Origin of the sequence: Chryseobacillus diguaensis (genome assembly GCF_049220665.1) — a bacterium.
Taxonomy (GTDB): Bacteria; Bacillota; Bacilli; order Bacillales; family Bacillaceae; genus Metabacillus_B.
The window spans coordinates 362856-385145 of record NZ_JBMKNV010000002.1 but is presented as its reverse complement, the minus strand read 5'-3'; the positions used below and the strand labels follow the sequence as shown (position 1 = coordinate 385145).

The window sequence follows — 22290 nt, the reverse complement described above, 5'->3', positions numbered from 1 at the left end:
GATATACCAGGCTTTTGAACGTTCATTTATTTTTTGGAAGGTGAATGCTGAAGGTCGTCAGCTCATCAGCTGATTCGCATTTAATGTGTCCGCCCTGTTTTTCAATCAGTTTTTTGCACACAAATAACCCAATCCCGGTTCCTAATTCTTTTGTCGTGTAAAAAGGTTCGAAAATGGTTTTAATATTTTCAGGAGGAATGGCTGGCCCATTGTTGGAAATGGCTATAACAGCTTCATTTTCATCTTCAAATGCTTTTATGATCAAATTCCTCGGCTTTTCTTTTTGTTTCAATGCTTCAATAGAATTGATAAAGAGATTCAGCAAAACCTGTTTTAATTCATCTTTATAAGTAGCGATCGACATTACCGGAGATATTTGAGTGCCAACGTTCACATCGGTATCCACAATACTCGGATACGAAAGCTGCTGAATATCGTCTAAAATGCTTTTTACTAACAATTCTTCTTTTTGATCTGCGTTGATTTCAGCTTTGGAAGTATGCAGAAATTGGGTAATTCTAAAATTCAGCTGATTCAATTCATGTTCTATAATATCAAGGTATTGCAGGTCAGGATATTCCTTTTGAAGCAGCTTGTTGAACCCCATAATGGATGTCAAAGGATTCCTGAATTCATGAACAAAACTTGAAGACATCTGCCCTAAAATTGCAAGTTTATCTTTATGGTTTTCATTAATATAGCTGTTTTTAAATTGCAGTTCTTCGTTTTTCAAGTTGGTATATTTCATGACAGCATAATAAGAAAACAGGTCAAACTGAAGGTTAATATGGTTTATAATTCCCTGAAGATCCTTCACCGGAATTTCAGATTGAAGAATATACTTGATGATAATGCTTCTGCCCAAATTAACGTTAAATACAAAATCCCCGATATTAATGTCAGCTTCCAGCCGTTCCTTTGCCACTTTAAAAGAAAGCTTCTTGAGCATATCTTCTGACATGGAACCATCAATTGTATTTTTAACAATGGAATACATCAGCTGGGCATTCTCTATTACCTTTTCTTTGTGAGGATCAATTTCATCTATTAGTACTCGCTCATGCCATTCATTCAAAAAAGCTGACCTCTGCTCATCCAAAAAATCGATCAAAAATGTTTTATGAGATTCAAGGATTGACATTATTTTCTTCTCCTTATTTCCAAGGATTGTTTTCCCGATATGTATAGATTTAATTATTCGACAAGGATTGCCAAGTTCCTTTTAACCGGTTCCATAGAAGGAGAAAAATTTTTATTATTCTGATAGGAAAATTATATCAGTTTTTGTTCGCACAAGAACACATTTATTGAAAAAAGACTTAAAAGCCTGCACTGCAGTGTGAAAAATTTTATTTTTTCACACAAAAAAACTGCCAGAATTTTGGCAGCGTGTATATTTATAGTTAATTTTATATACTCGAGCAGGCGTTTCTGTAACATATTGTATATCTGCCCAAATCCTTCGCATTATATAAAGCTTTATCTGCTTCATGCAGCAATTCTTTGTAGCAGGTCGTCTGATTAACGAATCCTGTTACGATTCCGATACTAATGGTGACTTTTGGGTCGAATCTCCTCTGCTAATTCTATTACCTGCTTTTCATCCCGATTTTCAATTACCATGATGAATTCTTCTCCGCCGTAACGGGCTGTCAAACCGTTTACCTTTTTACCGGATTCATCAATTGACTTTGCAGCAAGCTGCAGACATTGATCCCCTTTTAGATGACCATACGTATCCTTGAATGCTTTAAACGCATCTATATCAGCCATTAAAAGTGAAACTTTTTTCTCTGAAAAAGGAGCGCAGCTGTCTATTTTTGAAATCAGAAAATATAAAAACCTTCGATTGTAAACCCCTTTAAGAGGAGTTAAACTCTTAAGCTGTTCGTTCGCTTTTTCTAGGTGCTGAGTGGCTGTCAGCAATTCTTTCTCTCGTTCAATGCTTTTCCTTTGAAGACCCAATTGCTTCATTTTGAATAAAAGCTTAGATTCTGATATTGGATCTAGTACATAATCATAAGCCCCTGCTAAAAAAAGCTTATCAGCCTTATATGCAGATTCAGTTTCAAGAATAGCCATAACCTGTCCATCTTCCATCAATAGAGTGTTTTTTACCCTCTTTATCACTTCAGTTGGATCTTGACACCAGATCCGCTCTGATAGAAAAACGAGATCAAAAGAATGTGCTTTTTCCCCTTTTTTAACCAATGCTTCTTCAATGGAGGTTATCGTTTCTAAATTCGCAAGCCGCTCTATATTCATTAGATTTGCACCATTTTCTTCATTATCAATATGTAGCACTTTCATTTGATTTCTCCCTTGAAGCTAAGACAAGCTGCAATCATTCCCTATATACATTACGAACGAAACGTTAATTCTGATCACACTTTTTTTATAAATATTGACAAGAAAATCGGTCAGTTCCAGACGGTCAGATACGAATTTTTGCAATAAAACAATTTATTAGTTTAATTACTTATTTACCTTAAAGCTAAAAAGAAAACCCGTTAAGTTAAAAAACATGAATAGCTTTTAAGGAAAAATTTCCTTTTATGAGAAACAGATTACATTTTTTATAAAATAATTTAATTCACCTTACCTTTAAACTCGTTTTCTTAGGTATTAAGATATGTATGGGAGGGCTATAATGAAAAATCTTTTTACAAATAGAAAAACAATTTGGGTCTTTAAATTGTTATTCTACTTCTTTATTTTATTAGGTGTATATCTGCTTTATGGATTTAAAAGCGGTGATAGTACATTTATATATAATGAATTCTAGGGGAATGAGCTATGGATCTGTATAATCAAATAACTTATTGGGCTGAAACAAAGCCAACATTACCTGTTTTTATAAATGAAACAGGTACTTTAACTTATGAAGAATTATTTAAGCAATCAGCCGCCTTGTCCGTTTTTCTGGAGGAAATGTTAGGTGATGATCCATCACCTGTTTTGATATATGGTCATATGCAGCTTGCCATGCTGCCATGCTTCATTGGGACAGTTAAATCAGGCAGAGCTTATATACCTGTTGATTCGTCGATACCATTAGAGAGGGTTCAAAAAATAATTGAAGACTCGGATACAAAAGCAATTCTTGCTCTATCTTCACTTCCATTTGAAATAACAGCACAAAAATTTGTAATAACCAGCACCAATTTAGAGGAACGATTCCGTCAGTATGAGGGAAGAAGTTTGCCTCATCATAAAGAAGTGCGAGGAGATGATACCTTTTATATTATTTATACGTCAGGAAGCACAGGCAATCCAAAAGGCGTACAAATCTCATACGATAATTTAATCTATTTTTCTGAATGGCTGATAAAGGATTTTCACTTAGAAAATAATCAAAGATTTTTAAATCAAGCTCCTTTTTCGTTTGATTTATCTGTAATGGATTTGTATCCTGGAATATTGACTGGCGGAACTTTATGGGCCATTTCAAAAGATCTTGTAGGGAATCCAAAAGCCCTGTTCCACCAATTATCCCAATCTTGTTTGGATGTCTGGACTTCAACTCCTTCGTTCGTAGAGATGTGTTTGGCTTTTGAAGGCTTTTCCGCAGAACTATTGCCTAACCTAAACGTATTTTTATTTTGCGGTGAAACCTTGTCTGCAGAAACAGTAAAAAAATTATATGCCCGCTTTCCTGAATCCATTGTCTATAACACTTATGGGCCAACTGAAACGACCGTTGCTGTTACTCAATTACGTGTAACTGACGAGATTTTAAACGAATATAAAACATTACCAATTGGAGAGCAGAAAAACAGCAAAGTAATGATTTTGAATGACCAGCTGAAAGAACTAGAGAACGGGGAAAAAGGTCAGATTATCATCCTTGGATCTAGTGTAAGCAAAGGCTATTACAAGCAAAAAGAGCTTACGGATAAAGCCTTCTTTTTTTATAAAGGAAAACCTGCTTATAAAACAGGTGATTTAGGATACTTCAAGGATGGGTACCTATTTTATGCTGGCCGTATGGATTTTCAGATAAAACTGAACGGATACAGAATAGAAATCGAAGATATTGAAGTGCATCTTCGGAATTTGGATTTAGTAGATCAAGCCATAGTTGTTCCTGTTTTCAAAGAAGGAAAATGCCAGCAAATAATAGCAGCTGCAGTGGTTAAGAACCATGATTTCGAAAAAGAATATCAGCTCACATCATTTTTAAGGAAAGAACTCGTTAAAAAAATTCCTTCTTATATGATTCCAAGAAAATTTATATATGTTGAATCAATTCCTATGACCAATAACGGAAAAATCGACAGGAAGAAAATAAGCAGTGAGGTTCTTTTATGACGCCATATTCATCCCTTTACTTTTTTGTGATAATGGGCGTCTTGCTATTGCCAGTGGCAGTGCTTGGACTTAGAGGAAAAAGAAACAACTATTATAATATGGCAGTCACTGTCGTATTATTAGTGCTCATATTTTCAGATGATTTCCAGCATCTGTATGCCTTTATTGGCTATCTCGTCTGGCAAATCCTATTGTTTCAAGTCTATTTCCGTTACCGCAAAGTAAAAAATCAAGCTTTTATTTTTACTATTTTCATGCTGCTGGCACTCTTGCCGCTGCTATTGGATAAAATTCTGCCGTTTTTCCATTCCAATAGTTTAATCGGTTTTCTTGGAATTTCTTATATTACATTCAAAAGTTTACAAATGATTATGGACACAAGAGATGGAACTATAAAAGAATTATCCATTAAAGACCAAATCGCTTTTTTAGTCTTTTTTCCAACCATCTCTTCAGGGCCTATTGACCGGTACAAGAGATTTACAAAAGATTGCAAAAATGTTCCGCCAAAAGAAGAATACAAAGAGCTGCTGCACGATGGAATCCATCAGGTGTTTATAGGCCTGTTGTATAAATTTATCATTGGCCATTTAATCTTTACCCATGTTATTTCGACCCCATATATACAATATAAGCATCTGCGAACCGATTTTATTTATATGTATGCTTATAGTTTATATTTATTTTTTGATTTTGCTGGATACAGTGCCTTTGCCATTGGGATTAGCAAAATTATGGGTGTTAAAACTCCTGAAAATTTCAACTTGCCGTTTATAAGCCGGAACATCAAAGATTTTTGGAATAGATGGCATATGACTCTTTCCTTTTGGTTTAGAGATTATGTATACATGAGATTCGTCATGTGGATGACCAAAAAGAAGTGGATCAAGAACAGGTATACCATTTCATATTTAGGATTTACTTTGCTTTTTCTTTTAATGGGGATATGGCACGGGCTGGAACTTCACTATATCGTTTATGGACTCTACCATGCTTTCTTAATCATTTCGTTTGATTTGTTTGAAAGAAAAAATAAAAAATATCGATTTTGGAAGAAGAACAAATTTACTCATGCAATGGCAGTTATCATTACTTTTAATGCCGTTTGCTTTGGATTATTAATCTTTTCAGGGCGTTTGTTTATTTAATTTATTGGGGGAACAGTGATGAATATAAAAGAAGAAGTATTAAATATATTAGAAGAAATTTGTGAGACTGATGCTGTGAAAGAGGATATGAATATCCCATTATTTGATGAAGGGTTGCTCGATTCACTTGGAACTGTCACTTTATTGGTTGATATTGAGGAAAAATTAGGAATAATGGTCAGCATTTCTGAATTTGATAGAGAGAAATGGTCAACTCCTAATAAAATTGTTTCCGTATTGGAGAATTTGGAATGAAAAGAAAAAGTCTTGGCCCCTTTATTGGGGCTGTTGTTTTATTTTTTTTAGTAGTGTTTGTTCCAAAAACATTTTTCCTCCATTTCATAACCGAAAATAAACTGACACAGCAAGCTGCTGACTTAAACCCAGACATGTTTGATGGGATAGAAATTCAAAAACAAATGTTAAAAAGCAACAAATTCCTTCCTATATATGGATCGTCTGAGCTATCAAGAATGGATGCCTTTCATCCTTCCAATTATTTTCAGGAAAACTATAAAGGATATACACCTTTTCTTATCGGTACAGGCGGTACAGAATCTACGTTTCACTATCTGAACTTTGCCGTCCACCATAATGAACTGAAAGGAAAAAAAATCATCTTCATTTTGTCACCGCAATGGTTTACAAAAAAAGGTGAAAATGAAGTTCGTTTTTCAAGTACTTTTTCTATTTTAAAAGCGTACCAATTTGCGCTTGATGACACATTTGATAAAGGGCTGGCAAGTAAACTGGCAAAAAATCTTCTATCCTATCAAACGGTAAAAAAAGATCCTTTATTAACCGCGTTATTAGAAGCGAAAGTGCATCGTGCAAATGAGAACACCTTCTATTATAAAGCTGACAGATTTCTGGCTGATGGATATTTCGATTTGATGCAAAGACGGGATTTACTCATTTCAATACTAGATTCCAAGCATCGAAAGTTAGTTGGAAATTCCTATTTAACGAAAGATAAAACTTGGGATGAATTAAATAAAAATGCTGCATGGGCAGCAAAAAAGAAAATGACGAACAATCCCTTTTATATCCAAAACAAAACCTTTAATAAATTGATTAAACATAGATTAAAATCGCTAAAAGGGTCTATGAGACAAAGCAGTTATGAAAAATCCCCAGAATATAAAGATTTTCAACTGGTTCTCGATGTGTTAAAGACATCAGGAGCCAAACCTTTATTTGTCTCCATACCTGTTAATGGATATTGGTATGATTATATAGGATTTAAAAACGAGGGCCGTAATGGGTATTATGCAAAAATTAAAAAACAGATTCACACCGAAGGTTTCCCAGTGCTGGATTTAAGCGGCCATGAATACGATAAATATTTCATGACGGATACGATCCATCTGGGCTATAAAGGCTGGGTCCAAATTGATAAAGGAATAGAGGAGTTTATGAATGGCAAAATAAAAAACTCATTTTAAAGGGATAGCCTGGGCTATCCCTTTTACATTAAGCTATGTTAAATTTGACTGTTGATTTCCGTTTCAGGCACTCAGCTAAAGCGGGCGGTCCGGGAGCCTTCTCGGCGCTTCTTCCCGTAACCCGCTTTTCCGAGGGAGTCTCGCGTCTTCCGCTCCAATTAACATATTGCCAAAAAATCAACATTTAGCTTGGTTCTTACGCAAACATTGTGATAGTATTAAAAACTTCTTTTCGGTATAGCAATAATAATACTCAAAAGGTGGTGGATACGATGAACAATCCAAGCACTGACCAGCTTTTTAAGTTCGACCAGAATGTTGATGTCCTTCACACCTTGGTGGAGCCAGAGGACATAAATGTCGTGTTAAAAGTTTGTTCAACACATGCTAAAGTGTCAAAATGTAAACATGTATCTCCGCGTCACCATAGTCGTTACTCTAGAAAAGTAGATGACCTTCCGGTATTCAATCATTCGGTTCACCTAACCATTCTTCTTCACAAATGGTTTTGTGTGAACACAAAATGTGAGATGAAAATTTTTACAGAACGTTTGAATTGGTTAAGTCCTTCTGGAGAAAAACAACCAGACTGGAAAAGCTGTTATGCTTGCTGCGCTAATGGACAGTTTTGTTTAAGTATAATGATTCACAAATTAATAACAGCGTAACGTTGATTCGGAAATATTTGCTTCGCTGCCTGCTAACTGAATTCTACTTCATCTGGAGACCTTTAAATTATAATTTTTCCTTTCTACTGACAGACTTAATAAAATTCGAAAACAATCAATTCAATCATTTTTTTGTATAGAAAAACTTATTAAGATACATGCACTAGAAAAAATATAAATCATATATATTTGATATCCCGTTTTAATGGTTGAGGAGGATATCATGATCCCTAAGCTACCTATTGAAAAATATTTCGGTAAGTTTGAACTAGTTTATGCATTTTATGGCGCTATGCCTACAGGTGTTAGTGTTTCGGAAACTAATCGTATCTTCATTTGCTTTCCGAAATGGGGAGACGATATTAAATTTACAGTTGCGGAAATTATTGAGGATAAATTGCAGCCTTATCCTAGTTTAGAAACCAATTTGGTAAACCAAGGCAACGTCACAATGTCATTCATTAGTGTCCAAAGTGTAGTTGCTGATGGAAGGGGTACACTTTGGGTATTAGATACTGCTGCACCAAATTTTTCTGAACCTATTAAAGGGGGGGCAAAATTAGTCGCTGTTGATTTAAAAACCAATACAATAAGAAAAGTATATACCTTTACAGAAGATGTTGTCCTGCCCACAACTTATCTCAATGATGTCCGATTTGATTTTCGTGTTGGAAAATCAGGTTATGCATTTATCACGGATTCTTCTTCTAAAGGACCAGGAGCAATTATTGTCGTCGATTTAGAAAATGGAAACGCGTTTAGGAGGTTAAATGGAGCATATTCAACTTCACCGGATCCCTATATTTTACCGAAAATAGAAGGTGAAGTTTTGATGAATCGAAACAAAGATGGCTCAACTTCTCCCTTTAGATTGGCGTCTGATGGTATTGCAATTTCTCCCGATGGAATGATTTTATTTTATTGTCCACTAACCAGTCGCCATTTGTTCTCGATTTCAACAGAAGCCCTAAGAGACAGGACTATACTGGATATGGATCTACTTTATCATGTGGAGTATTGGGGAGAAAAAGGTGCGTCTGATGGAATGATCACCGATGCAAAAGGAAACCTTTATGCTGGAGACTATGAAAACAATAGTATTCGAAAGATATTGCCGAATGGCACAATGGAAACCATCGCCCATGATCCGAGAATTTTATGGCCGGATACTTTTTCGATTGGTCCGGATCAATACTTATATGTCATTGTGAACCAATTACATCGGCAGGCAAGATTTCATTATGAAAAAACCTGCGACAAAAGCCTTATAGTTTACTTCGTATGAAAATTGACGAATTTCCTGCTCCTACCTTTTCATAATAAAGTATAGTTGAATAATTTTTACCTTACAAAGAATTTCAAAGGTAATAATCTTAGCGCTTATTCCCATGAAAGTGGCTTACACAATAATTATTTGAAAGGGTCGCATGCAGCCAACCGGTGATTATTGGCTTAAATTGGCTCACTTCATTAAAAATAAAAGGATAAAAATTGGAACAGTTTTTTGTAAATATAAACTGTTCCAAAAAATTTTCTATAAAGTAGGCAATTTTAATGCGGTATCGATATTTTTTAAATCCAAATTGATTTGTTCGTTTGTATCCCAAGCATGGTACCAACCTTTTTCTGCCATATAAGCGGAGGTTTTCTCGTGCATGTCAAGCGCTTCCACTAAATGGCGAGTTAGTATTTCTTTAATTTCAGGGGTTCCTGCTTCTGTAACTGCAAACGCATAATTTCTAACTCCACTTTTTGCTGAAATTAATAAATCCATTGCAACCACTTGATCCGATAGTGCATTCATTCCAGTTAAATTTTCAATTATTGGATTCATGTTATTCATCTCCTCATTTATTCCTTTGCAGTGGATAGGATAGAAGCGTATTCCTGTAATTGTCTCGTAGATAAGTCAATGTCTTGCAGCATAAGATCTTTTAACTGCTGATCGGAAACCAATGCTTTCATTGTTTTAGACTTCGTCAAACAAGTGGTTTTAAATGAAGCCAATTCGTGAACTTCGAGTACTTCATGCAAGGCAAAATTCATTTTTTAAAACCTCCTTTTCTTATGGTTTTAGTACGACTTTTATACAATTATCCGTTTTTGTGTCAAAAATTTCATAGCCACGTTTGGCTTCACTAAGCGGAAGCACATGGCTCACTACATCTCCCGGATCTATTTTTCCACTTGAAACCAATTCAAACATGTATGGCATATAATGAATAACTGGCGCTTGACCGGTGCGGATATTGACGTTACGGTTCATAATATCACCCATCGGAAATCCATTATATTTTCCTCCATAAACTCCTGTAACCTGGATATTTCCTCCTTTTCGAACTGCCTGGGAAGCCATGATAAACGCGTTAAATGCTCCGCCTTGAAGTTTCATTCCACTCGCGAGGAATTCTAATTCAGTCATTTTACCATCCATCCCCACAGCGTCAATGACAACATCTGCACCGCCTTTGGTGACTTCCTTCAAATAACTTCCTACATTCTCATGATCTTCAAAGTTAACAATTTCTACTTTGTTGGTGCGCTTAGCGTGCAGCAGGCGATAATTGACATAATCAACTGCAATGACTCGCTTTGCCCCTTTTAGCCAACAGAATTTTTGAGCAAAAAGACCGACTGGACCACATCCAAGGACAATAACTGTATCTCCGTCCTTTACACCCGCATTGTCAACACTCCAAAAACCAGTAGTCATTGCATCCGCAATCACTGCTAACTTTTCATCTGGTTCTTCACATGTCTCTGGGATTTTGAAATGAGTAAAGTTAGCAAACGGCACTCTCAAATATTCTGCTTGTCCGCCTGGATAACCACCAGTCGTACCAGAATATCCAAAATAGGCACCCATATCACCATTATCATTTGAATTATCACATTGGCTTTCCAAATGGTTTTTGCAGAAATAGCATTCACCACATGCAATATTAAAGGGGATAATGACGCGGTCTCCCTTTTTTAAATTGGTAACACCTGGTCCTACTTCTTCGACGATTCCCATTGGTTCGTGACCGATAACATAATTTTCTTGCAGATTAGGAATCATACCATGTATTAAATGTAAATCAGAACCACATATAGCGGAACTGGTTACTTTAACGATCATGTCATCCGGTTTTTGAATTTTTGGGTCTTCAACTTCCTTTACTTCCACATTTTTAATGCCTTGATACGTTACCGCCTTCATGCTAAACAACCTCCATCGTTAGTGTTCATCAGGTGTCCGATCAAAGAGACCTTTTCTATTGGTCTCAACGGGAAATAAATTCATTTTGCCAATCATCAATGTATTGTTGGCAGAGAGTTGATCTAGTTTATACTGTTCACTTAGTTCATAGGGATGGAACCATTTTTTATCAATCATAAGTTCTGTAATTTCTTGGTGCATGGCAATCCCTTGCATTAACTGGTTTCGTAAGAGTTCTCTAACTTCAGGTGATGCAGATTCGGTTAATGCAACAGCGATATTTCGAACACCTTCTTTGGCGCGAAGGAGGAAATCCATGGCAAATGTGGTATCAGCTAGCTCAGGTACATGTAGCGAGTTAATAGGGTCTAAATAGTCATGATTCAATGAATTTTCCTTCCTTTCAATTTATTATTGGTGTTGGGCGGCTTTGAGGAACAGGAGCTTCAAAAGGTGCACGGTTATAGATTGCCTGTAATTCTCCAAGCGCTTGAATCGATTGTTCAACATCCTTTTGCATTAATGCCCTCAAATCTTGATCAAAAACAAGTCCTTGCATCAGTTTTGATTTTGCTAAGCACAGGGTTTTAAAATTAATAACTTCATGTAGATCCAAGGACTCATGATCGGCTAATTTTTGATTGTCCATTTTTGGTTCCCTCCTTATTGACTAAATACAAAGGTATTGTTCCAATTTTACGATGAATCATTCATTAATAGTTTTTTAAGATAGGAAAAATGCTCATTAAATGGCTGGATTTATATAATGTAGAGAAAATTTCATCATAAGGTATCGCTTGGTTAAATAGGTGTCTTGTCCGGCAAATATAAAGGAGGCAGACCCGAGGACTCGAAACCGGTTGATTTTATTGAGGAAAGTCTTTTGGAAAGAAACCGCTCCATACTGGAAACGGTTGAAAGCATTGCTCAAGAGATCGGCAGAACTCCTGCCCAAGTAGCCCTCAACTGGATCAGGCAGCAGGAAGGAACGCTGATCCCGATTATCGGAGCAAGAACGGAAAAGCAGATCAAAGATAATTTAAACTGCCTAACCTTCGAGTTGACACCTGAACAGATGGATTTGTTAACCAAAGCCAGTAGCATCCCTCTGGGATTCCCGCATGATTTTCTGGAAATGGATCATTTGAAACATGCCCTTCATGGTCAATTCGCGCAAAATCACCAAGCGCAACTAGTAACGAGTGAATGTATCCAGATAAGAGCTTTCAATTAGCATGTTAGACTCTGGGTTCGACACCAAATTAACTTTCTGCTCCTCAGGAAGTGGGGGCTGTCCATCTCCTCAAACTAAGTGCTATGAGCGTTAAAATGTAACGGAAACGATAGTTAAATCAAAACAGCGGTAGCCTAAGACATTATTTTCTAGTCTAAGACTGCCGCTGTGCCTCTGTGTGGATCAGTCTAATACTTATTTTTGAAATGCTGAAGATTTTTCATCTCCAAAACCACGTCAAATCAATAAACCAAGTCTAATACTTTATTTTCTTCTGACAGCTCGATGAACATTCTTATATTCAATGAACGTTTGTATATGCGGATGAAGCAACCTGCACTTTTATCGGGAGGCTACTCTTATGCTAAAAGAAGGAGTGCGGATGAAAGTAGTTTCAGAAAGACTAGGACATAGTTCGATTAAAATCACTATGGACACTTATGCTCATTTATTGCCTTCCATGGAGACAGAAGCCATTGAAAAATTCGAACGTTTCTTTGAATAAAAGTGGGGTTTGAGAAACATCCCGCCAAAATCAACCGCGTAAAAAACCCACCGAAAAAACAACAAAAATTGAACTGAATTTTATCATAAAAAAGCCACTTTCTAGGTACCTAGAAAGTGGCTTAAACCTATGAGCCGTACAGGATTTGAACCTGTGACCCCGTCCCTGTCAAGGACGTATTCTCCCGCTGAACTAACGGCTCGCAATACAAAAGATTGTTTCCCTGTCAAGGCAGCGCTCTCCCAGCTGAGCTAAGGAATCACGATGTGATATTAACCGCTTCGTGCCCGGTGACTTTCTCTATTATAAAAGCACACCTTTTAATAGTCAATATAAATTAAAATAATCGTTTGATTGCGCTATGTCTGATACAATGACTTCATAACCATAAGGGGGAAATCGACCGTGACTGTTAAAATTCAAGTATTTTCAGACTTTGTATGTCCGTTTTGCTTTATTGGCGAGAGTCCTTTAAAGCAAGCGATTGAAGGAAAAGATGTAGAAGTGGAGTTTATGCCTTTTGAGCTTCGTCCATATCCTTCTGAGCAGATGCATCCTAACAGTTCTTATATAAAACAGACCTGGGAGAGGTCCGTACAGCCTTTAGCACAGCGGTTCCAGGTTGAAATGGACATGCCGTTTCATTTGGATCCTGTTCCTCATACTCACCTCGCCCATCAAGGCTATCAATTTGCAAAAGAAAATGGGAAAGCTTCTGAATATGTGGATGCTGTTTTTAAGGCTTACTGGCAAAAAGGAATCAATATCGGCGATGCTGTTGAGCTGACTGAGATCGCTAAGGAAGTCGGCTTAAATGAAAAGGCATTTAATGAAGCACTTGCTGAAGGAACTTATAAAGAAGATCATAAAGAAGCACTCCGAATTGCATATGAGGAAGCAGATGTTCATGCTGTCCCAACTTTTATCGTAGGCGGCCAAAAGCTTGAAGGGCTTCATTCAAAAGAAGCAATTGCTGAAGCTATTGAAGAAGAAGAAGGCGGTTTTAGCCAGGGAGCAAGCTGCGGACCAGAAGGCTGCTAGCATTTATTTCCCGGACAATATTTGACAGTTAAAAAGGAGAATTCCGTTATGGAATTCTCTTTTTAATTTCTTGGCACACTTCTAAAGAGGGTATTGAATCAGAAGACAATCAATAGGATAAATGTAAAACCCCTGTAAAAATAAGGAATTATGATATGGGTTTTTACATGATTTTGGTTCATTTCAATTTTTTGGCGATTCATTTCTTCTAGTATAAGAGGCAAACTTACTGAGTTCATCTTCTTCAACTTTGTCCGTAACATCTAAATATATGTCTGCTGTCGTTTATATCGTCTGATGTCCAAGGCTCTGCGATACACCCGAGAGATACTCTCATAAGAATGTTGAAAAGGTTCTAATGGGAAAGAGAATAATGAATTTCCAGCATTTTAAAGAAATACCTGATTTAGTTGTGGAATTTAAAGGAAGCATTGATCTTGGTTCCACGACAGTATTTATTTTGAGGGATAGCAGTTCCGAGGAGACAATGAAAGGAACAAAAATTTGTTCAATTTTTCTGTTTAGAACATTTTCAATCGTATCAAAACAATAACAATAGACAAACCAGTTTTATATGACCAGCTAGAGAATAGAAATAGCAAGCATTATGAAAAACAATTTATGTTCATGCAGCCTTTAAAATGCAATGTGAAATATCGAAATCCTACTTCTAAAGGAAAATTGCGTATTCCTTCAGTAGAAAGGTGGTTAAAGTTGGAGAAATCATTCAGGATTGCTCTTTTATTTTTTTGGTTCCAAAAAAATAACCCGTGAACGCTTTTTCTATTTGCTTATGTTTGTAGGCAAATATAGATTGCCTGAAAGTATGAAAGACTATTAATACAATCATCCAAGGGTAATTCCAGACGGCTCATTTTGTAAGCTAAAAAAAAGAGTCATTAAACCTACAAAAGTCTTAGTGGTAATTTAAGGGAAAATATCCATGTTATTTTTTTCCACTTTGATATACTTACTTATGAGCAAATACAAAGGGCTCGGTAATTTCGGTGTAACCTTAATAAATGTAACTGAAGTCGAAAACTCCAAGTTAAGAAGCAGCTAATCGTGGATGGACAAGTTCATTAGATTATGCAAAACAAAAGAGGAGAGGAAGACGGATCATGAAAAAATTTCAAATGATTGTCGTTGCAATGGTGGTGGCGTTGTTAGTACCTTCTTCAACATTTGCAAGCAGCGGTCCTGGGGAATGGGATTATCAAGGGAGTGATGTATTTACAATACAAAGCAAAAACTTTAAATCAGGTGGTGGCGCTTTTAAAATTTGTCTAAGTTCTAATAGTCAGCCAGGTTATTATCAGTTATATGAAGAAGATCCGTTTAATCCAGACGATGAAGTAAAGAATAATGATGGTACTGTTGGTCTCTACTTTAAAACAGCAGGTAGTCATGATTTCGATTCAAATAACTGTCATGTCTGGACAAATGTAAATGGCTATGTCGATGGCACTAATGATCAAGCCGAATTTTATTTAGCAAAATACTCTGGTGGAAACTCAACTGTATATGCCTGGGATTGATTCGGATAACCATTAAAATTCCTGCACCCAATAAAGAGTTGGAAAGTAACTCATTTGTGAACTTACCTGAAGAATGGATACTTGGATCTATTCCTGCGTAAGCCACAAGTTTTTTTGGATGATTAAACCGGTCAATTTCCCCGATTTCGGAAATAATCGTTGCAGCGATTTTTCCTCCTATACCGGGAATTGATTGGATTATCTTACATTCTTCAATTTCTTCTGCCAGGACATCTATCTGCCTCTCCAAGCTGGATAGGTGTTCTTGGTATTGAAGAAGTATAGTGATGTACAAATCCAAACTGAACAACTGGCTTTCAACACACCTTGTTGAAAAGGATTCCGCTTATCCGAACCCATTAATTTGGCTGCCTTCTCCATCATCCAACTTGTGGATCGTTTAATACGCATTTCCTCAATATGTTCCATTATCTTTGCTTTACCTGCCATTAGAACATCTTCGGAGGTTGGAAACTCCTTTAATACTTGAAGTGAAACTTTCGAAAATAAATCCCCAAAGCTCCCCTGTATTCAGGAAATACCTGATCAAGAATAGTATGGAACTGAAGCTTTGCCTGAATGTAAAGGTTCGTAACGGTTTCGTATTGCCTTGATAAGGTTCTCAGGTTTAGAAGTTTTAGTCCCCTTTTCTTATAAGGCTCAAATTCTTCCTTGTAATAAAGAACACAAAGATGATATGATCAACGGCATCCGTCTTTACCTTCCTCAAGCTTGTTTTCTTTGCTTGATATGAAATAATCGGATTTACCAAGATATAAAGAAATTGGCTGTCCTCCAGACATTGAATAATTGGTGTATGGTAATGTCCTGTAGATTCAAGAATAACTACTGGCCGAACCCCAGTATCTCTCTCTAATCCTCTCAAGAAAGAAACAAATGAATCTAAATCTTCCTTAGTATGCTTCACACTGAAGCTTTTCCTAAAAGGCTGATCTTTATCTAAAAAGGCTTGAGCTTCACTTTCCCCCTTGGCCACATCTAGGCCAACTACTGGATTCAATAATTATCTCTCCCTTTGATGTACTCACCAGTAACCCCTATACCTTCTTGTAGTTCCACAGCTTCGCTTGTTATACGAGATCATATGTCCCAACCAGCCTCAAACATCGTTCTACAAGTAGGGGGCGAACAGTTTAGTTGACGAGATCTAACTCCCACGCACCCGTACGTTCTACCCTGGCTACTGAAATAATAGATCCTATAAAAAAAAGAGCAACCAGTAAAAACTGGTTAACTCTATAATACGAAAGCATCTTTTTGAAATGTGTTTTTAGGTAGCATAATGCCAACCATTTATCATTGGAAGTTAGGACTAGCTGAAAGATTATTTTAGTAGTTAGGTTTGGTTCCGATAACAACGGTTGCGTCCAATTCATTGTCTCTGGCTATTTTCGTGATAAGCCCATTACTAGAAAAAATTTCAATAGTTTCGGATGATTGCCGTTCGCTCGTCTCTACCAGCAGATGCCCACCCGGTGCTAGCCAAAGAGGTGCTTCTTTCGCCACTCTGCGTTGAAGGTCAAGTCCGTCTTTCCCTCCGTCCAGGGCAAGCCTCGGTTCATACAGTCTTGCCTCCCTAGGAAGCAGCTTGATCGCATCGGCTGGTACGTAAGGAGTATTAGCAACCACGATGTTCACACGGCCTTTAAGGGAGTGGGGTAGAGCTTTATACAGATCCCCTTGAAAAACGCGGCCATTGAAAGCAGCTGTGTTGCGGGCGGCACAGCGTACTGCAGCAGGGTCGATGTCAACAGAGTACAAAACGGCCCCTCCTAAAACTCCTGCAAGAGCTGCACCCACAGCTCCTGACCCGCAGCACTGGTCAATAACGATATCCCCTATACAAGTCAGGGATTTTGCCTGGCGGACAAGAAACTCGGTTCGTTTGCGAGGTATAAAGACTTCAGGGTCTATCTCTATCCTCAAACCGCAGAACTCTGTGTACCCAATGACGTGTTCCAGAGGTAAACCCTCTGCGCGGATTTCAACCATTTTTTTAAGTTCCTCTAATGTCCGTGATTCAGAAATAAGCAGCCGAGCCTCTTCTTCTGCAAAAACACAACCAGAGCTTCGAAGCCTATAGATTATACTTTTTCCCGTTTGTTCATCCATATAAAATTTATTTTGCTCTCCTATAACTACCACCTAATCGTTAATTGTTGATTGTATATTAGATCATTCGCGAAAAATTTGAACGTTCCTTCTTAATTATGCTTTAAAATCAACAACGTCCATTAACAGAGCTAATTGCATGACTGCAATTAGCACAAATAGGCAGCTTCCATTCCCCCTGCTTCCCTTATTTCTAAAGGCTCTTTTCTTAAACTTTGTTGCTCATGACCCTATATTTAGTACTCGAAACCATTGGTATGGCAAAAACTCTAAGAAATGATGACCCAATGCTAGTCTAAATGCGTGATAAGAGCATGTACGAAAAACAACAATCTCTGCGAAAACAGCCTTTCTAAAAAAAACTGTTAGACTTGGCTGCTGATTCAGCTAGCAGGCACTCAAGCTTTAGAGGGCTTACCTTAGAGCCTCCTCGTTGCTTTGCTCCTGCTGTGTGTCTCCCTTGACACGCTATTCTAAGCAGGAGTCTCAGCAACCGCTCCAATCAACAATAAGGTGTAAAAATCACCCTTAAGCTTTAACTGAGCCAAAAAAAAAAGCGGACAACCAATTGGTCATCTGCTTTTTGCGAGATAATGAGCCTTTTTCGCCGGAACTTTTTCTAATGCTTCTTCAAAATCTTTTATGAGATCCTCAGCTTTTTCCAAACCGACACTCAGTCTAAGCAGGCCATCTGTGATTCCTCTTGCATCCCGCTCTGCTTTCGGCATGGCTGCATGTGACATTTTAGCCGGGTAGGAAAGAATCGTTTCAACTGCACCAAGGCTAACTGCAAAAACAGGAAGCTTTACATTTTGAACAAGAGTTCTTACGGCAGCTTCATTTTCAAGGCGGAATGACAGCACAGCTCCCGGCCCATCAGCCTGATAACGCTGAATGGAATATCCGGGATGATACGTTAATCCTGGATAATAAACCTCTTCAACTGCAGGTTGCTTTGACAGGTACTCCGCTACCTTCCTTGCTGATGCCGTTGATTGTTCCAGTCTCACATGCAATGTTTTCAATCCTCTTAAGACAAGCCAGCAGTCCTGTACCCCTAGAATTGCTCCAAAAGAGTTCTGCAGCTTATACAGCTTGTTGCCCAGTTCGGCGTCTCGTGCAACAGCAAGCCCTGCCACCACATCACTGTGCCCGGATAAAAACTTTGTAGCGCTATGAAGGACAACATCGACACCAAGCTCAAGCGGCCGCTGCAGCGCTGGTGTTAAAAACGTATTATCCAAAAAAGTTAAGCAGTTATTTGCTTTTGCAAGCTTCACGATGCCTCTTATATCTGTAACCTTTAACAGAGGGTTAGATGGTGTTTCAATGTAGATGATTTTCGTATTCGGACGGATTTTAGATGCCACATCATGCAAATTCGTCATATCCGTGAACGTATACTCAATGCCAAAGCGGCTTAGCACCTCTGACACAATCCGGAATGTCCCTCCATAAACATCTTCTGATACTAAAACGTGATCCCCTTGCGAAAGCAGCAGAAATGAAGTGGAAATAGCACTCATTCCTGAGGAAAAAGCAAGACCGCGTGCCCCCCCTTCCAATTCTGCAATCGCCTGCTCCAGCGCTTCCCTTGTTGGATTTCCTGAACGGCTGTAGTCATACTTCCCGAAAGAATCAAAGTCCATTTGGTGAAAGGTTGAGGCATGCTGAATCGGTACACTTACAGCCCCTGTCTCACTGTCAAATTTATGTTTGTTGTGCAATAGCTTGGTTTGCATAGACCAATCAGTATTGCTCAATTTTTTCAGCCTCCTTTATGTTCTCAAATGCCTGCTGTAAATCTGCTTTCAAATCTTCAATATGTTCAATTCCTACTGAAAACCTGAGCAGCCTGTTACAGACTCCGTTTGCAATGCGTACTTCTTCTGGAATATCCATATGGGTTTGCGTTGCAGGATAAGTAATAAGACTTTCAACACCGCCAAGACTTTCCGCAAAGGTAATGGTTTTCAAGCTTTTCAGAAAAGGATTTACCCACTTTTCATGCTGAACCCTGAACGAAAGCATTCCGCCTTTTCCTGGATAAAGAACATCTGCAATTTCCGGCAAGCTTTCAAGAAACGCTGCAAGCTCCTTGGCATTCCGGTTATGCTGCTCCATTCTCAAGGACAATGTTTTCAACCCTCTGATTAATAACCAGGAATCAAAAGGAGACAGAACAGCTCCAATAGCATTTTGATGAACATACATTTCGTCAGACAGCTCTGCGCCCTTTGTAACTACAAGTCCTGCCAGAACATCGTTATGGCCGCCAAGGTATTTTGTTGCACTGTGAATAACAATGTCGGCGCCTTGATCAATTGGTTTTTGCAGGACTGGTGTATAAAATGTGTTATCGACAATCACCAGAAGATCATGCTCTTTCGCAAGACGTGAAATTTTTTCTATATTAACTTCCTGCATAAGCGGATTTGTTGGTGTTTCCAGGAAAATGGCTTTTGTGTCAGCTGTGATCTTTTTTTCGGTTTCATCAAGATCGAAAAAGTCATCATACTGAAAGGATAAACCGTATTTTCGCCATTCCTGTTCAAACAAACGATAAGTGCCGCCGTAAAGATCAGAAGAAACGATCAGGTCATCACCGCTCTTAAACAAGGCCATAATCGTTTGAATAGCAGCCATCCCCGAACTGAAGGCAAATCCTCTATCTCCATTTTCAAGCTCTGCAATCGCCTTTTCCACTACATTTCTTGTCGGATTGCCTGTTCTTACATAGTCATACCCTGTGGATTCTCCAATACCTGTATGGCGATATGCGGTTGTTAAATAGATGGGAGGATTCACAGCACCTGTTACCTGATCACTTCTGTTTCCGATTTGTGCAAGAATAGTTTCAATACGCTGGTTCATATAAATATCCCTCTTCCTTTTCATTGTTTTCATTCAAAAATCAAAAAAGCCTTCTTCGATTAAGAAGAAGGCTTTATTTACAAGGCGGCTTCCTCTTATCTTCCAAGCATCTGCTTGCTGGATTTAGCACCTTGGCAAATGAAGTGAGATCTATACTCTGACGCATTGCGCGTGCAAAATAAGCAAATCTTTACTTCATTTGACCGGTTGCTGAGGCTTCACAGGGCCAGTCCCTCTGCCTCTCTTGATAAGATGTAACATTTAGAAAAATATGAATTTTGTATAACTCTACAGGAAATCTATGTTTTTTTCAAGTGTTTCATGAAAAGATTCTTTATTTTCTATTATGATGATGGTGCAAAAAGCATTTTTTATTATTTCATGTTAAAATGTTGAAAGCGTTTCATACTATATTTGCAGCTTGGAGGATTTGGAATGGAGAAGCAGACAGGAATTGTAAAAGAGACTTCATTATTTTCGCGAGCATTAAACGAAGAGATGACGATATTAACCTATTTGCCGAAAACCTTCTCCCCGCTTTATAAATATACCCTCCTGATTGCCCAGGATGGCCAGGATTATTTCAGGCTTGGAAGGGTTCCCCGGCTGATTGAAAAGTTGATGGAAAGCAAAGAAATTGATAATGTGATTGTCGTAGGTGTACCTTACATCGACAGGAACAACCGGTGGGAAAAATATCATCCCGATGGTTCCCAGTTTGCCGCTTACAAAAGATTTCTTGCACATGAACTTGTTCCATTTCTGGATAAGGAGTTTCCTACTTATCAAGTTGGTCAAGGCAGGGCACTTATTGGTGATTCCCTCGCAGCTACTATTGGCTTAATGACGGGACTTGATTATCCGAATATTTTCGGTAAAGTGATCCTGCAGTCCCCTCTAGTAAACGCCGAAGTGCTTGAAGCCGTTTCTTCTTTTAAAGGGGAACCGAAATTATCGATCTATCACCAAATAGGGGAAAGGGAAACCAATGTGCCAACAACAAAGGGAACTCATGAAGATTTTGTGACTCCTAACCGGGAATTGCAAAAATTACTCGAAAAAAGAGGATTTTCGTATACTTATGAAGAATTTGAAGGGGATCACACCTGGACTTACTGGCAGCCGCTTTTGGAAAAAACGTTAAAAGCGATGCTATAAAAAAGACAGGCTAAATTTTACATTACATGAATTTCTACATTAGGAGGGAACACGTATGAAGTACGGGATAGCCTTATTCCCATCAAAAAAATTACAAGACTTGGCGAATTCTTATCGAAAACGCTATGACCCTCATTATGCTTTGATTCCGCCGCATTTAACTCTAAGAGCCCCTTTTGAAGCGCATGACGAGGACATTAATGCTATTTCAAAAGAGCTCCGTGAAGTTGGGAAACAGATAGACCCTGTTGAAATCACCATTAAAAAGTTCAGCTCCTTTGAACCTGTTAACCGTGTGATTTATTTTAAGGTTGAACCGACCGAAGAACTCGAAAAACTGCGTCAGCTTCTTCATCAGGGAACCCTTGAAGGCGAAGAAGAATATTCTTTCGTTCCTCATATAACCATTGGCCAAAATCTTTCTGAACAGGAGCATTCAGATGTTTTGGGCAGCTTGAAAATGACTGAGGTTCATTACGAAGAAACAATTGACCGCTTCCATCTTCTTTATCAGCTGGATAACGGGTCTTGGACAGTATACGAGACTTATATTCTTGGTAAAGGAGAAGCTTAATGCGCGTTTCAGTTGTACAAAATGAAAAAGAGTTAAGAGATGCATTTGATGTACGCTTCAAGGTATTTGTAGAGGAACAGAATGTGCCAAGAGAAGAAGAATTGGATGAACATGATGAGAGGGCCGTTCATGTAGTCCTTTATGATGAAAATATGCCGGTAGGCACAGGGAGAATTCGGGAAGCAGACGGCTATGGCAAGCTTGAACGCATCTGTATTCTTGAAGAGTACAGAGGAAAAGGCGCCGGTAAAATGATCATGAACGAACTCGAAAATATTGCCGCACCGAATCTCCCAGCCTTCAAGCTCAATGCACAAACGCAGGCTGTTCCATTTTATGAACGGCTTGGCTACACGGTCGTCTCAGATGAATTCATGGATGCCGGCATTCCTCATGTAACAATGACAAAAAAGCGCCTCAATTAAACTGTAAAGACAGCATTGTGCTGTCTTTTGTTTT

The 22290-nt window shown here is 38.1% G+C and carries 26 protein-coding genes, 1 tRNA gene, 1 pseudogene and 1 riboswitch; of the genes and pseudogenes, 14 read left to right on the top strand and 14 right to left on the bottom strand.

The window, feature by feature from the left end:
- Positions 1 to 22 precede the first annotated feature (22 nt).
- The 3 genes from ACOT8F_RS04740 to ACOT8F_RS04730 all read right to left on the bottom strand — a co-directional run bounded on the left by ACOT8F_RS04740 (position 23) and on the right by ACOT8F_RS04730 (position 2310).
- Positions 23 to 1141 carry a histidine kinase N-terminal domain-containing protein gene (locus ACOT8F_RS04740; RefSeq protein WP_421650401.1) on the bottom strand — a complete coding sequence of 373 codons (1119 nt, stop codon included), beginning with the start codon at positions 1139 to 1141 and terminating at the stop codon, positions 23 to 25.
- Between the two features lie 268 nt (positions 1142 to 1409).
- A complete protein-coding gene (locus ACOT8F_RS04735) occupies positions 1410 to 1541 on the bottom strand; it encodes a hypothetical protein (RefSeq protein WP_421650492.1) in 132 nt (43 codons plus the stop codon).
- Between the two features lie 7 nt (positions 1542 to 1548).
- Positions 1549 to 2310: a diguanylate cyclase gene (locus tag ACOT8F_RS04730; RefSeq protein ID WP_421650400.1), complete on the bottom strand. Its 762-nt coding sequence runs from the start codon at positions 2308 to 2310 to the stop codon at positions 1549 to 1551.
- Positions 2311 to 2632: 322 nt separating this feature from the next.
- Here ACOT8F_RS04730 and ACOT8F_RS04725 point away from each other — a divergent pair, with 322 nt between their 5' ends.
- The 7 genes and pseudogenes from ACOT8F_RS04725 to ACOT8F_RS04695 all read left to right on the top strand — a co-directional run bounded on the left by ACOT8F_RS04725 (position 2633) and on the right by ACOT8F_RS04695 (position 8892).
- On the top strand, positions 2633 to 2785 hold the full coding sequence (locus ACOT8F_RS04725; RefSeq protein WP_421650399.1) for a teichoic acid D-Ala incorporation-associated protein DltX: 153 nt from the start codon (positions 2633 to 2635) through the stop codon (positions 2783 to 2785).
- A gap of 11 nt (positions 2786 to 2796) precedes the next feature.
- Complete coding sequence (dltA, locus tag ACOT8F_RS04720) at positions 2797 to 4311, top strand: D-alanine--poly(phosphoribitol) ligase subunit DltA (RefSeq protein WP_421650398.1); 1515 nt, start codon at positions 2797 to 2799, stop codon at positions 4309 to 4311.
- Positions 4308 to 5459 carry a D-alanyl-lipoteichoic acid biosynthesis protein DltB gene (dltB, locus tag ACOT8F_RS04715; RefSeq protein ID WP_421650397.1) on the top strand — a complete coding sequence of 384 codons (1152 nt, stop codon included), beginning with the start codon at positions 4308 to 4310 and terminating at the stop codon, positions 5457 to 5459. The genes dltA and dltB overlap by 4 nt, the downstream gene beginning before the upstream one ends.
- Before the next feature lie 18 nt (positions 5460 to 5477).
- On the top strand, positions 5478 to 5714 hold the full coding sequence (gene dltC / locus ACOT8F_RS04710) for a D-alanine--poly(phosphoribitol) ligase subunit DltC (protein WP_421650396.1): 237 nt from the start codon (positions 5478 to 5480) through the stop codon (positions 5712 to 5714).
- Positions 5711 to 6904: a D-alanyl-lipoteichoic acid biosynthesis protein DltD gene (gene dltD / locus ACOT8F_RS04705; protein ID WP_421650395.1), complete on the top strand. Its 1194-nt coding sequence runs from the start codon at positions 5711 to 5713 to the stop codon at positions 6902 to 6904. The genes dltC and dltD overlap by 4 nt, the downstream gene beginning before the upstream one ends.
- Positions 6905 to 7176: 272 nt before the next feature.
- Positions 7177 to 7572, top strand: a complete 396-nt coding sequence (locus tag ACOT8F_RS04700) for a hypothetical protein (RefSeq protein ID WP_421650394.1) — start codon at positions 7177 to 7179, stop codon at positions 7570 to 7572.
- 223 nt (positions 7573 to 7795) lie between these two features.
- A pseudogene (locus tag ACOT8F_RS04695) lies at positions 7796 to 8892 on the top strand (L-dopachrome tautomerase-related protein).
- A 214-nt stretch (positions 8893 to 9106) separates the two neighbouring features.
- Here the strand turns inward: ACOT8F_RS04695 and ACOT8F_RS04690 are convergent.
- The 5 genes from ACOT8F_RS04690 to ACOT8F_RS04670 are packed head-to-tail and all read right to left on the bottom strand — an operon-like array spanning position 9107 to position 11423.
- Positions 9107 to 9406 (bottom strand): spore coat protein, encoded by a 300-nt coding sequence (locus ACOT8F_RS04690; RefSeq protein ID WP_421650393.1) that lies wholly within the window; start codon positions 9404 to 9406, stop codon positions 9107 to 9109.
- A gap of 17 nt (positions 9407 to 9423) precedes the next feature.
- Positions 9424 to 9618, bottom strand: coding sequence for a hypothetical protein (locus tag ACOT8F_RS04685; RefSeq protein ID WP_421650392.1), 195 nt, complete (start codon positions 9616 to 9618; stop codon positions 9424 to 9426).
- A gap of 19 nt (positions 9619 to 9637) precedes the next feature.
- Positions 9638 to 10774, bottom strand: coding sequence for a zinc-dependent alcohol dehydrogenase (locus ACOT8F_RS04680; protein WP_421650391.1), 1137 nt, complete (start codon positions 10772 to 10774; stop codon positions 9638 to 9640).
- A gap of 18 nt (positions 10775 to 10792) precedes the next feature.
- A complete protein-coding gene (locus ACOT8F_RS04675; RefSeq protein ID WP_421650390.1) occupies positions 10793 to 11161 on the bottom strand; it encodes a spore coat protein in 369 nt (122 codons plus the stop codon).
- Between the two features lie 16 nt (positions 11162 to 11177).
- Positions 11178 to 11423 carry a spore gernimation protein GerQ gene (locus ACOT8F_RS04670; protein ID WP_421650389.1) on the bottom strand — a complete coding sequence of 82 codons (246 nt, stop codon included), beginning with the start codon at positions 11421 to 11423 and terminating at the stop codon, positions 11178 to 11180.
- Positions 11424 to 11588: 165 nt separating this feature from the next.
- Here ACOT8F_RS04670 and ACOT8F_RS04665 point away from each other — a divergent pair, with 165 nt between their 5' ends.
- Together ACOT8F_RS04665 and ACOT8F_RS04660 are read left to right on the top strand one after the other, a co-directional pair.
- On the top strand, positions 11589 to 12008 hold the full coding sequence (locus tag ACOT8F_RS04665) for an aldo/keto reductase (RefSeq protein WP_421650388.1): 420 nt from the start codon (positions 11589 to 11591) through the stop codon (positions 12006 to 12008).
- A gap of 382 nt (positions 12009 to 12390) precedes the next feature.
- Positions 12391 to 12513, top strand: a complete 123-nt coding sequence (locus ACOT8F_RS04660; protein ID WP_421650387.1) for an integrase — start codon at positions 12391 to 12393, stop codon at positions 12511 to 12513.
- A gap of 130 nt (positions 12514 to 12643) precedes the next feature.
- Here the strand turns inward: ACOT8F_RS04660 and ACOT8F_RS04655 are convergent.
- Positions 12644 to 12715, bottom strand: a tRNA-Val gene (locus ACOT8F_RS04655).
- 203 nt (positions 12716 to 12918) lie between these two features.
- Between ACOT8F_RS04655 and ACOT8F_RS04650 the strand changes: the two genes are divergently transcribed.
- Positions 12919 to 13554 (top strand): DsbA family oxidoreductase, encoded by a 636-nt coding sequence (locus ACOT8F_RS04650; protein WP_421650386.1) that lies wholly within the window; start codon positions 12919 to 12921, stop codon positions 13552 to 13554.
- A 1121-nt stretch (positions 13555 to 14675) separates the two neighbouring features.
- Positions 14676 to 15092, top strand: a complete 417-nt coding sequence (locus tag ACOT8F_RS04645) for a hypothetical protein (protein WP_421650385.1) — start codon at positions 14676 to 14678, stop codon at positions 15090 to 15092.
- Here ACOT8F_RS04645 and ACOT8F_RS04640 read toward each other — a convergent pair.
- The 5 genes from ACOT8F_RS04640 to ACOT8F_RS04620 form a co-directional block, all read right to left on the bottom strand.
- Complete coding sequence (locus ACOT8F_RS04640; RefSeq protein WP_421650384.1) at positions 15022 to 15342, bottom strand: transposase; 321 nt, start codon at positions 15340 to 15342, stop codon at positions 15022 to 15024. The two genes, ACOT8F_RS04645 and ACOT8F_RS04640, sit on opposite strands and share 71 nt — an antisense overlap.
- Positions 15343 to 15729: 387 nt before the next feature.
- Positions 15730 to 16113, bottom strand: a complete 384-nt coding sequence (locus ACOT8F_RS04635; RefSeq protein WP_421650383.1) for an IS110 family transposase — start codon at positions 16111 to 16113, stop codon at positions 15730 to 15732.
- Positions 16114 to 16442: 329 nt separating this feature from the next.
- The gene (locus ACOT8F_RS04630; protein WP_421650382.1) at positions 16443 to 17225 is read right to left on the bottom strand and encodes a putative protein N(5)-glutamine methyltransferase; all 783 of its coding nucleotides are present in this window, start codon (positions 17223 to 17225) and stop codon (positions 16443 to 16445) included.
- Positions 17226 to 17797: 572 nt separating this feature from the next.
- Complete coding sequence (metC, locus tag ACOT8F_RS04625; protein ID WP_421650491.1) at positions 17798 to 18967, bottom strand: cystathionine beta-lyase; 1170 nt, start codon at positions 18965 to 18967, stop codon at positions 17798 to 17800.
- A 7-nt stretch (positions 18968 to 18974) separates the two neighbouring features.
- Positions 18975 to 20099 carry a methionine biosynthesis PLP-dependent protein gene (locus ACOT8F_RS04620; protein ID WP_421650381.1) on the bottom strand — a complete coding sequence of 375 codons (1125 nt, stop codon included), beginning with the start codon at positions 20097 to 20099 and terminating at the stop codon, positions 18975 to 18977.
- Between the two features lie 92 nt (positions 20100 to 20191).
- A riboswitch (SAM riboswitch) is annotated at positions 20192 to 20353 on the bottom strand.
- A 181-nt stretch (positions 20354 to 20534) separates the two neighbouring features.
- Here ACOT8F_RS04620 and ACOT8F_RS04615 point away from each other — a divergent pair.
- From ACOT8F_RS04615 to ACOT8F_RS04605, 3 genes are read left to right on the top strand one after another with little or no spacing between them, the layout of a single operon-like run.
- Positions 20535 to 21257 (top strand): alpha/beta hydrolase, encoded by a 723-nt coding sequence (locus ACOT8F_RS04615; RefSeq protein ID WP_421650380.1) that lies wholly within the window; start codon positions 20535 to 20537, stop codon positions 21255 to 21257.
- A gap of 55 nt (positions 21258 to 21312) precedes the next feature.
- Positions 21313 to 21831 (top strand): YjcG family protein, encoded by a 519-nt coding sequence (locus ACOT8F_RS04610; protein ID WP_421650379.1) that lies wholly within the window; start codon positions 21313 to 21315, stop codon positions 21829 to 21831.
- Positions 21831 to 22256 carry a GNAT family N-acetyltransferase gene (locus ACOT8F_RS04605; protein WP_421650378.1) on the top strand — a complete coding sequence of 142 codons (426 nt, stop codon included), beginning with the start codon at positions 21831 to 21833 and terminating at the stop codon, positions 22254 to 22256. The genes ACOT8F_RS04610 and ACOT8F_RS04605 overlap by 1 nt, the downstream gene beginning before the upstream one ends.
- Positions 22257 to 22290 lie beyond the last annotated feature (34 nt).

Excerpts from the sequence above, each read along its gene's own strand:
- ACOT8F_RS04670 (WP_421650389.1), bottom strand. The coding sequence starts at position 11,423 with ATGGACAATCAAAAATTAGCCGATCATGAGTCCTTGGATCTACATGAA.
- metC (WP_421650491.1), bottom strand. The coding sequence starts at position 18,967 with ATGCAAACCAAGCTATTGCACAACAAACATAAATTTGACAGTGAGACA.
- ACOT8F_RS04725 (WP_421650399.1), top strand. The coding sequence starts at position 2,633 with ATGTATGGGAGGGCTATAATGAAAAATCTTTTTACAAATAGAAAAACA.
- ACOT8F_RS04615 (WP_421650380.1), top strand. The coding sequence starts at position 20,535 with ATGGAGAAGCAGACAGGAATTGTAAAAGAGACTTCATTATTTTCGCGA.
- ACOT8F_RS04630 (WP_421650382.1), bottom strand. The coding sequence starts at position 17,225 with ATGGATGAACAAACGGGAAAAAGTATAATCTATAGGCTTCGAAGCTCT.
- ACOT8F_RS04605 (WP_421650378.1), top strand. The coding sequence starts at position 21,831 with ATGCGCGTTTCAGTTGTACAAAATGAAAAAGAGTTAAGAGATGCATTT.
- ACOT8F_RS04610 (WP_421650379.1), top strand. The coding sequence starts at position 21,313 with ATGAAGTACGGGATAGCCTTATTCCCATCAAAAAAATTACAAGACTTG.
- ACOT8F_RS04680 (WP_421650391.1), bottom strand. The coding sequence starts at position 10,774 with ATGAAGGCGGTAACGTATCAAGGCATTAAAAATGTGGAAGTAAAGGAA.
- ACOT8F_RS04685 (WP_421650392.1), bottom strand. The coding sequence starts at position 9,618 with ATGAATTTTGCCTTGCATGAAGTACTCGAAGTTCACGAATTGGCTTCA.
- ACOT8F_RS04740 (WP_421650401.1), bottom strand. The coding sequence starts at position 1,141 with ATGTCAATCCTTGAATCTCATAAAACATTTTTGATCGATTTTTTGGAT.
- ACOT8F_RS04700 (WP_421650394.1), top strand. The coding sequence starts at position 7,177 with ATGAACAATCCAAGCACTGACCAGCTTTTTAAGTTCGACCAGAATGTT.
- dltD (WP_421650395.1), top strand. The coding sequence starts at position 5,711 with ATGAAAAGAAAAAGTCTTGGCCCCTTTATTGGGGCTGTTGTTTTATTT.
- ACOT8F_RS04645 (WP_421650385.1), top strand. The coding sequence starts at position 14,676 with ATGAAAAAATTTCAAATGATTGTCGTTGCAATGGTGGTGGCGTTGTTA.
- ACOT8F_RS04660 (WP_421650387.1), top strand. The coding sequence starts at position 12,391 with ATGAAAGTAGTTTCAGAAAGACTAGGACATAGTTCGATTAAAATCACT.
- ACOT8F_RS04730 (WP_421650400.1), bottom strand. The coding sequence starts at position 2,310 with ATGAAAGTGCTACATATTGATAATGAAGAAAATGGTGCAAATCTAATG.
- dltB (WP_421650397.1), top strand. The coding sequence starts at position 4,308 with ATGACGCCATATTCATCCCTTTACTTTTTTGTGATAATGGGCGTCTTG.
- ACOT8F_RS04620 (WP_421650381.1), bottom strand. The coding sequence starts at position 20,099 with ATGAACCAGCGTATTGAAACTATTCTTGCACAAATCGGAAACAGAAGT.
- dltC (WP_421650396.1), top strand. The coding sequence starts at position 5,478 with ATGAATATAAAAGAAGAAGTATTAAATATATTAGAAGAAATTTGTGAG.
- ACOT8F_RS04690 (WP_421650393.1), bottom strand. The coding sequence starts at position 9,406 with ATGAATCCAATAATTGAAAATTTAACTGGAATGAATGCACTATCGGAT.
- dltA (WP_421650398.1), top strand. The coding sequence starts at position 2,797 with ATGGATCTGTATAATCAAATAACTTATTGGGCTGAAACAAAGCCAACA.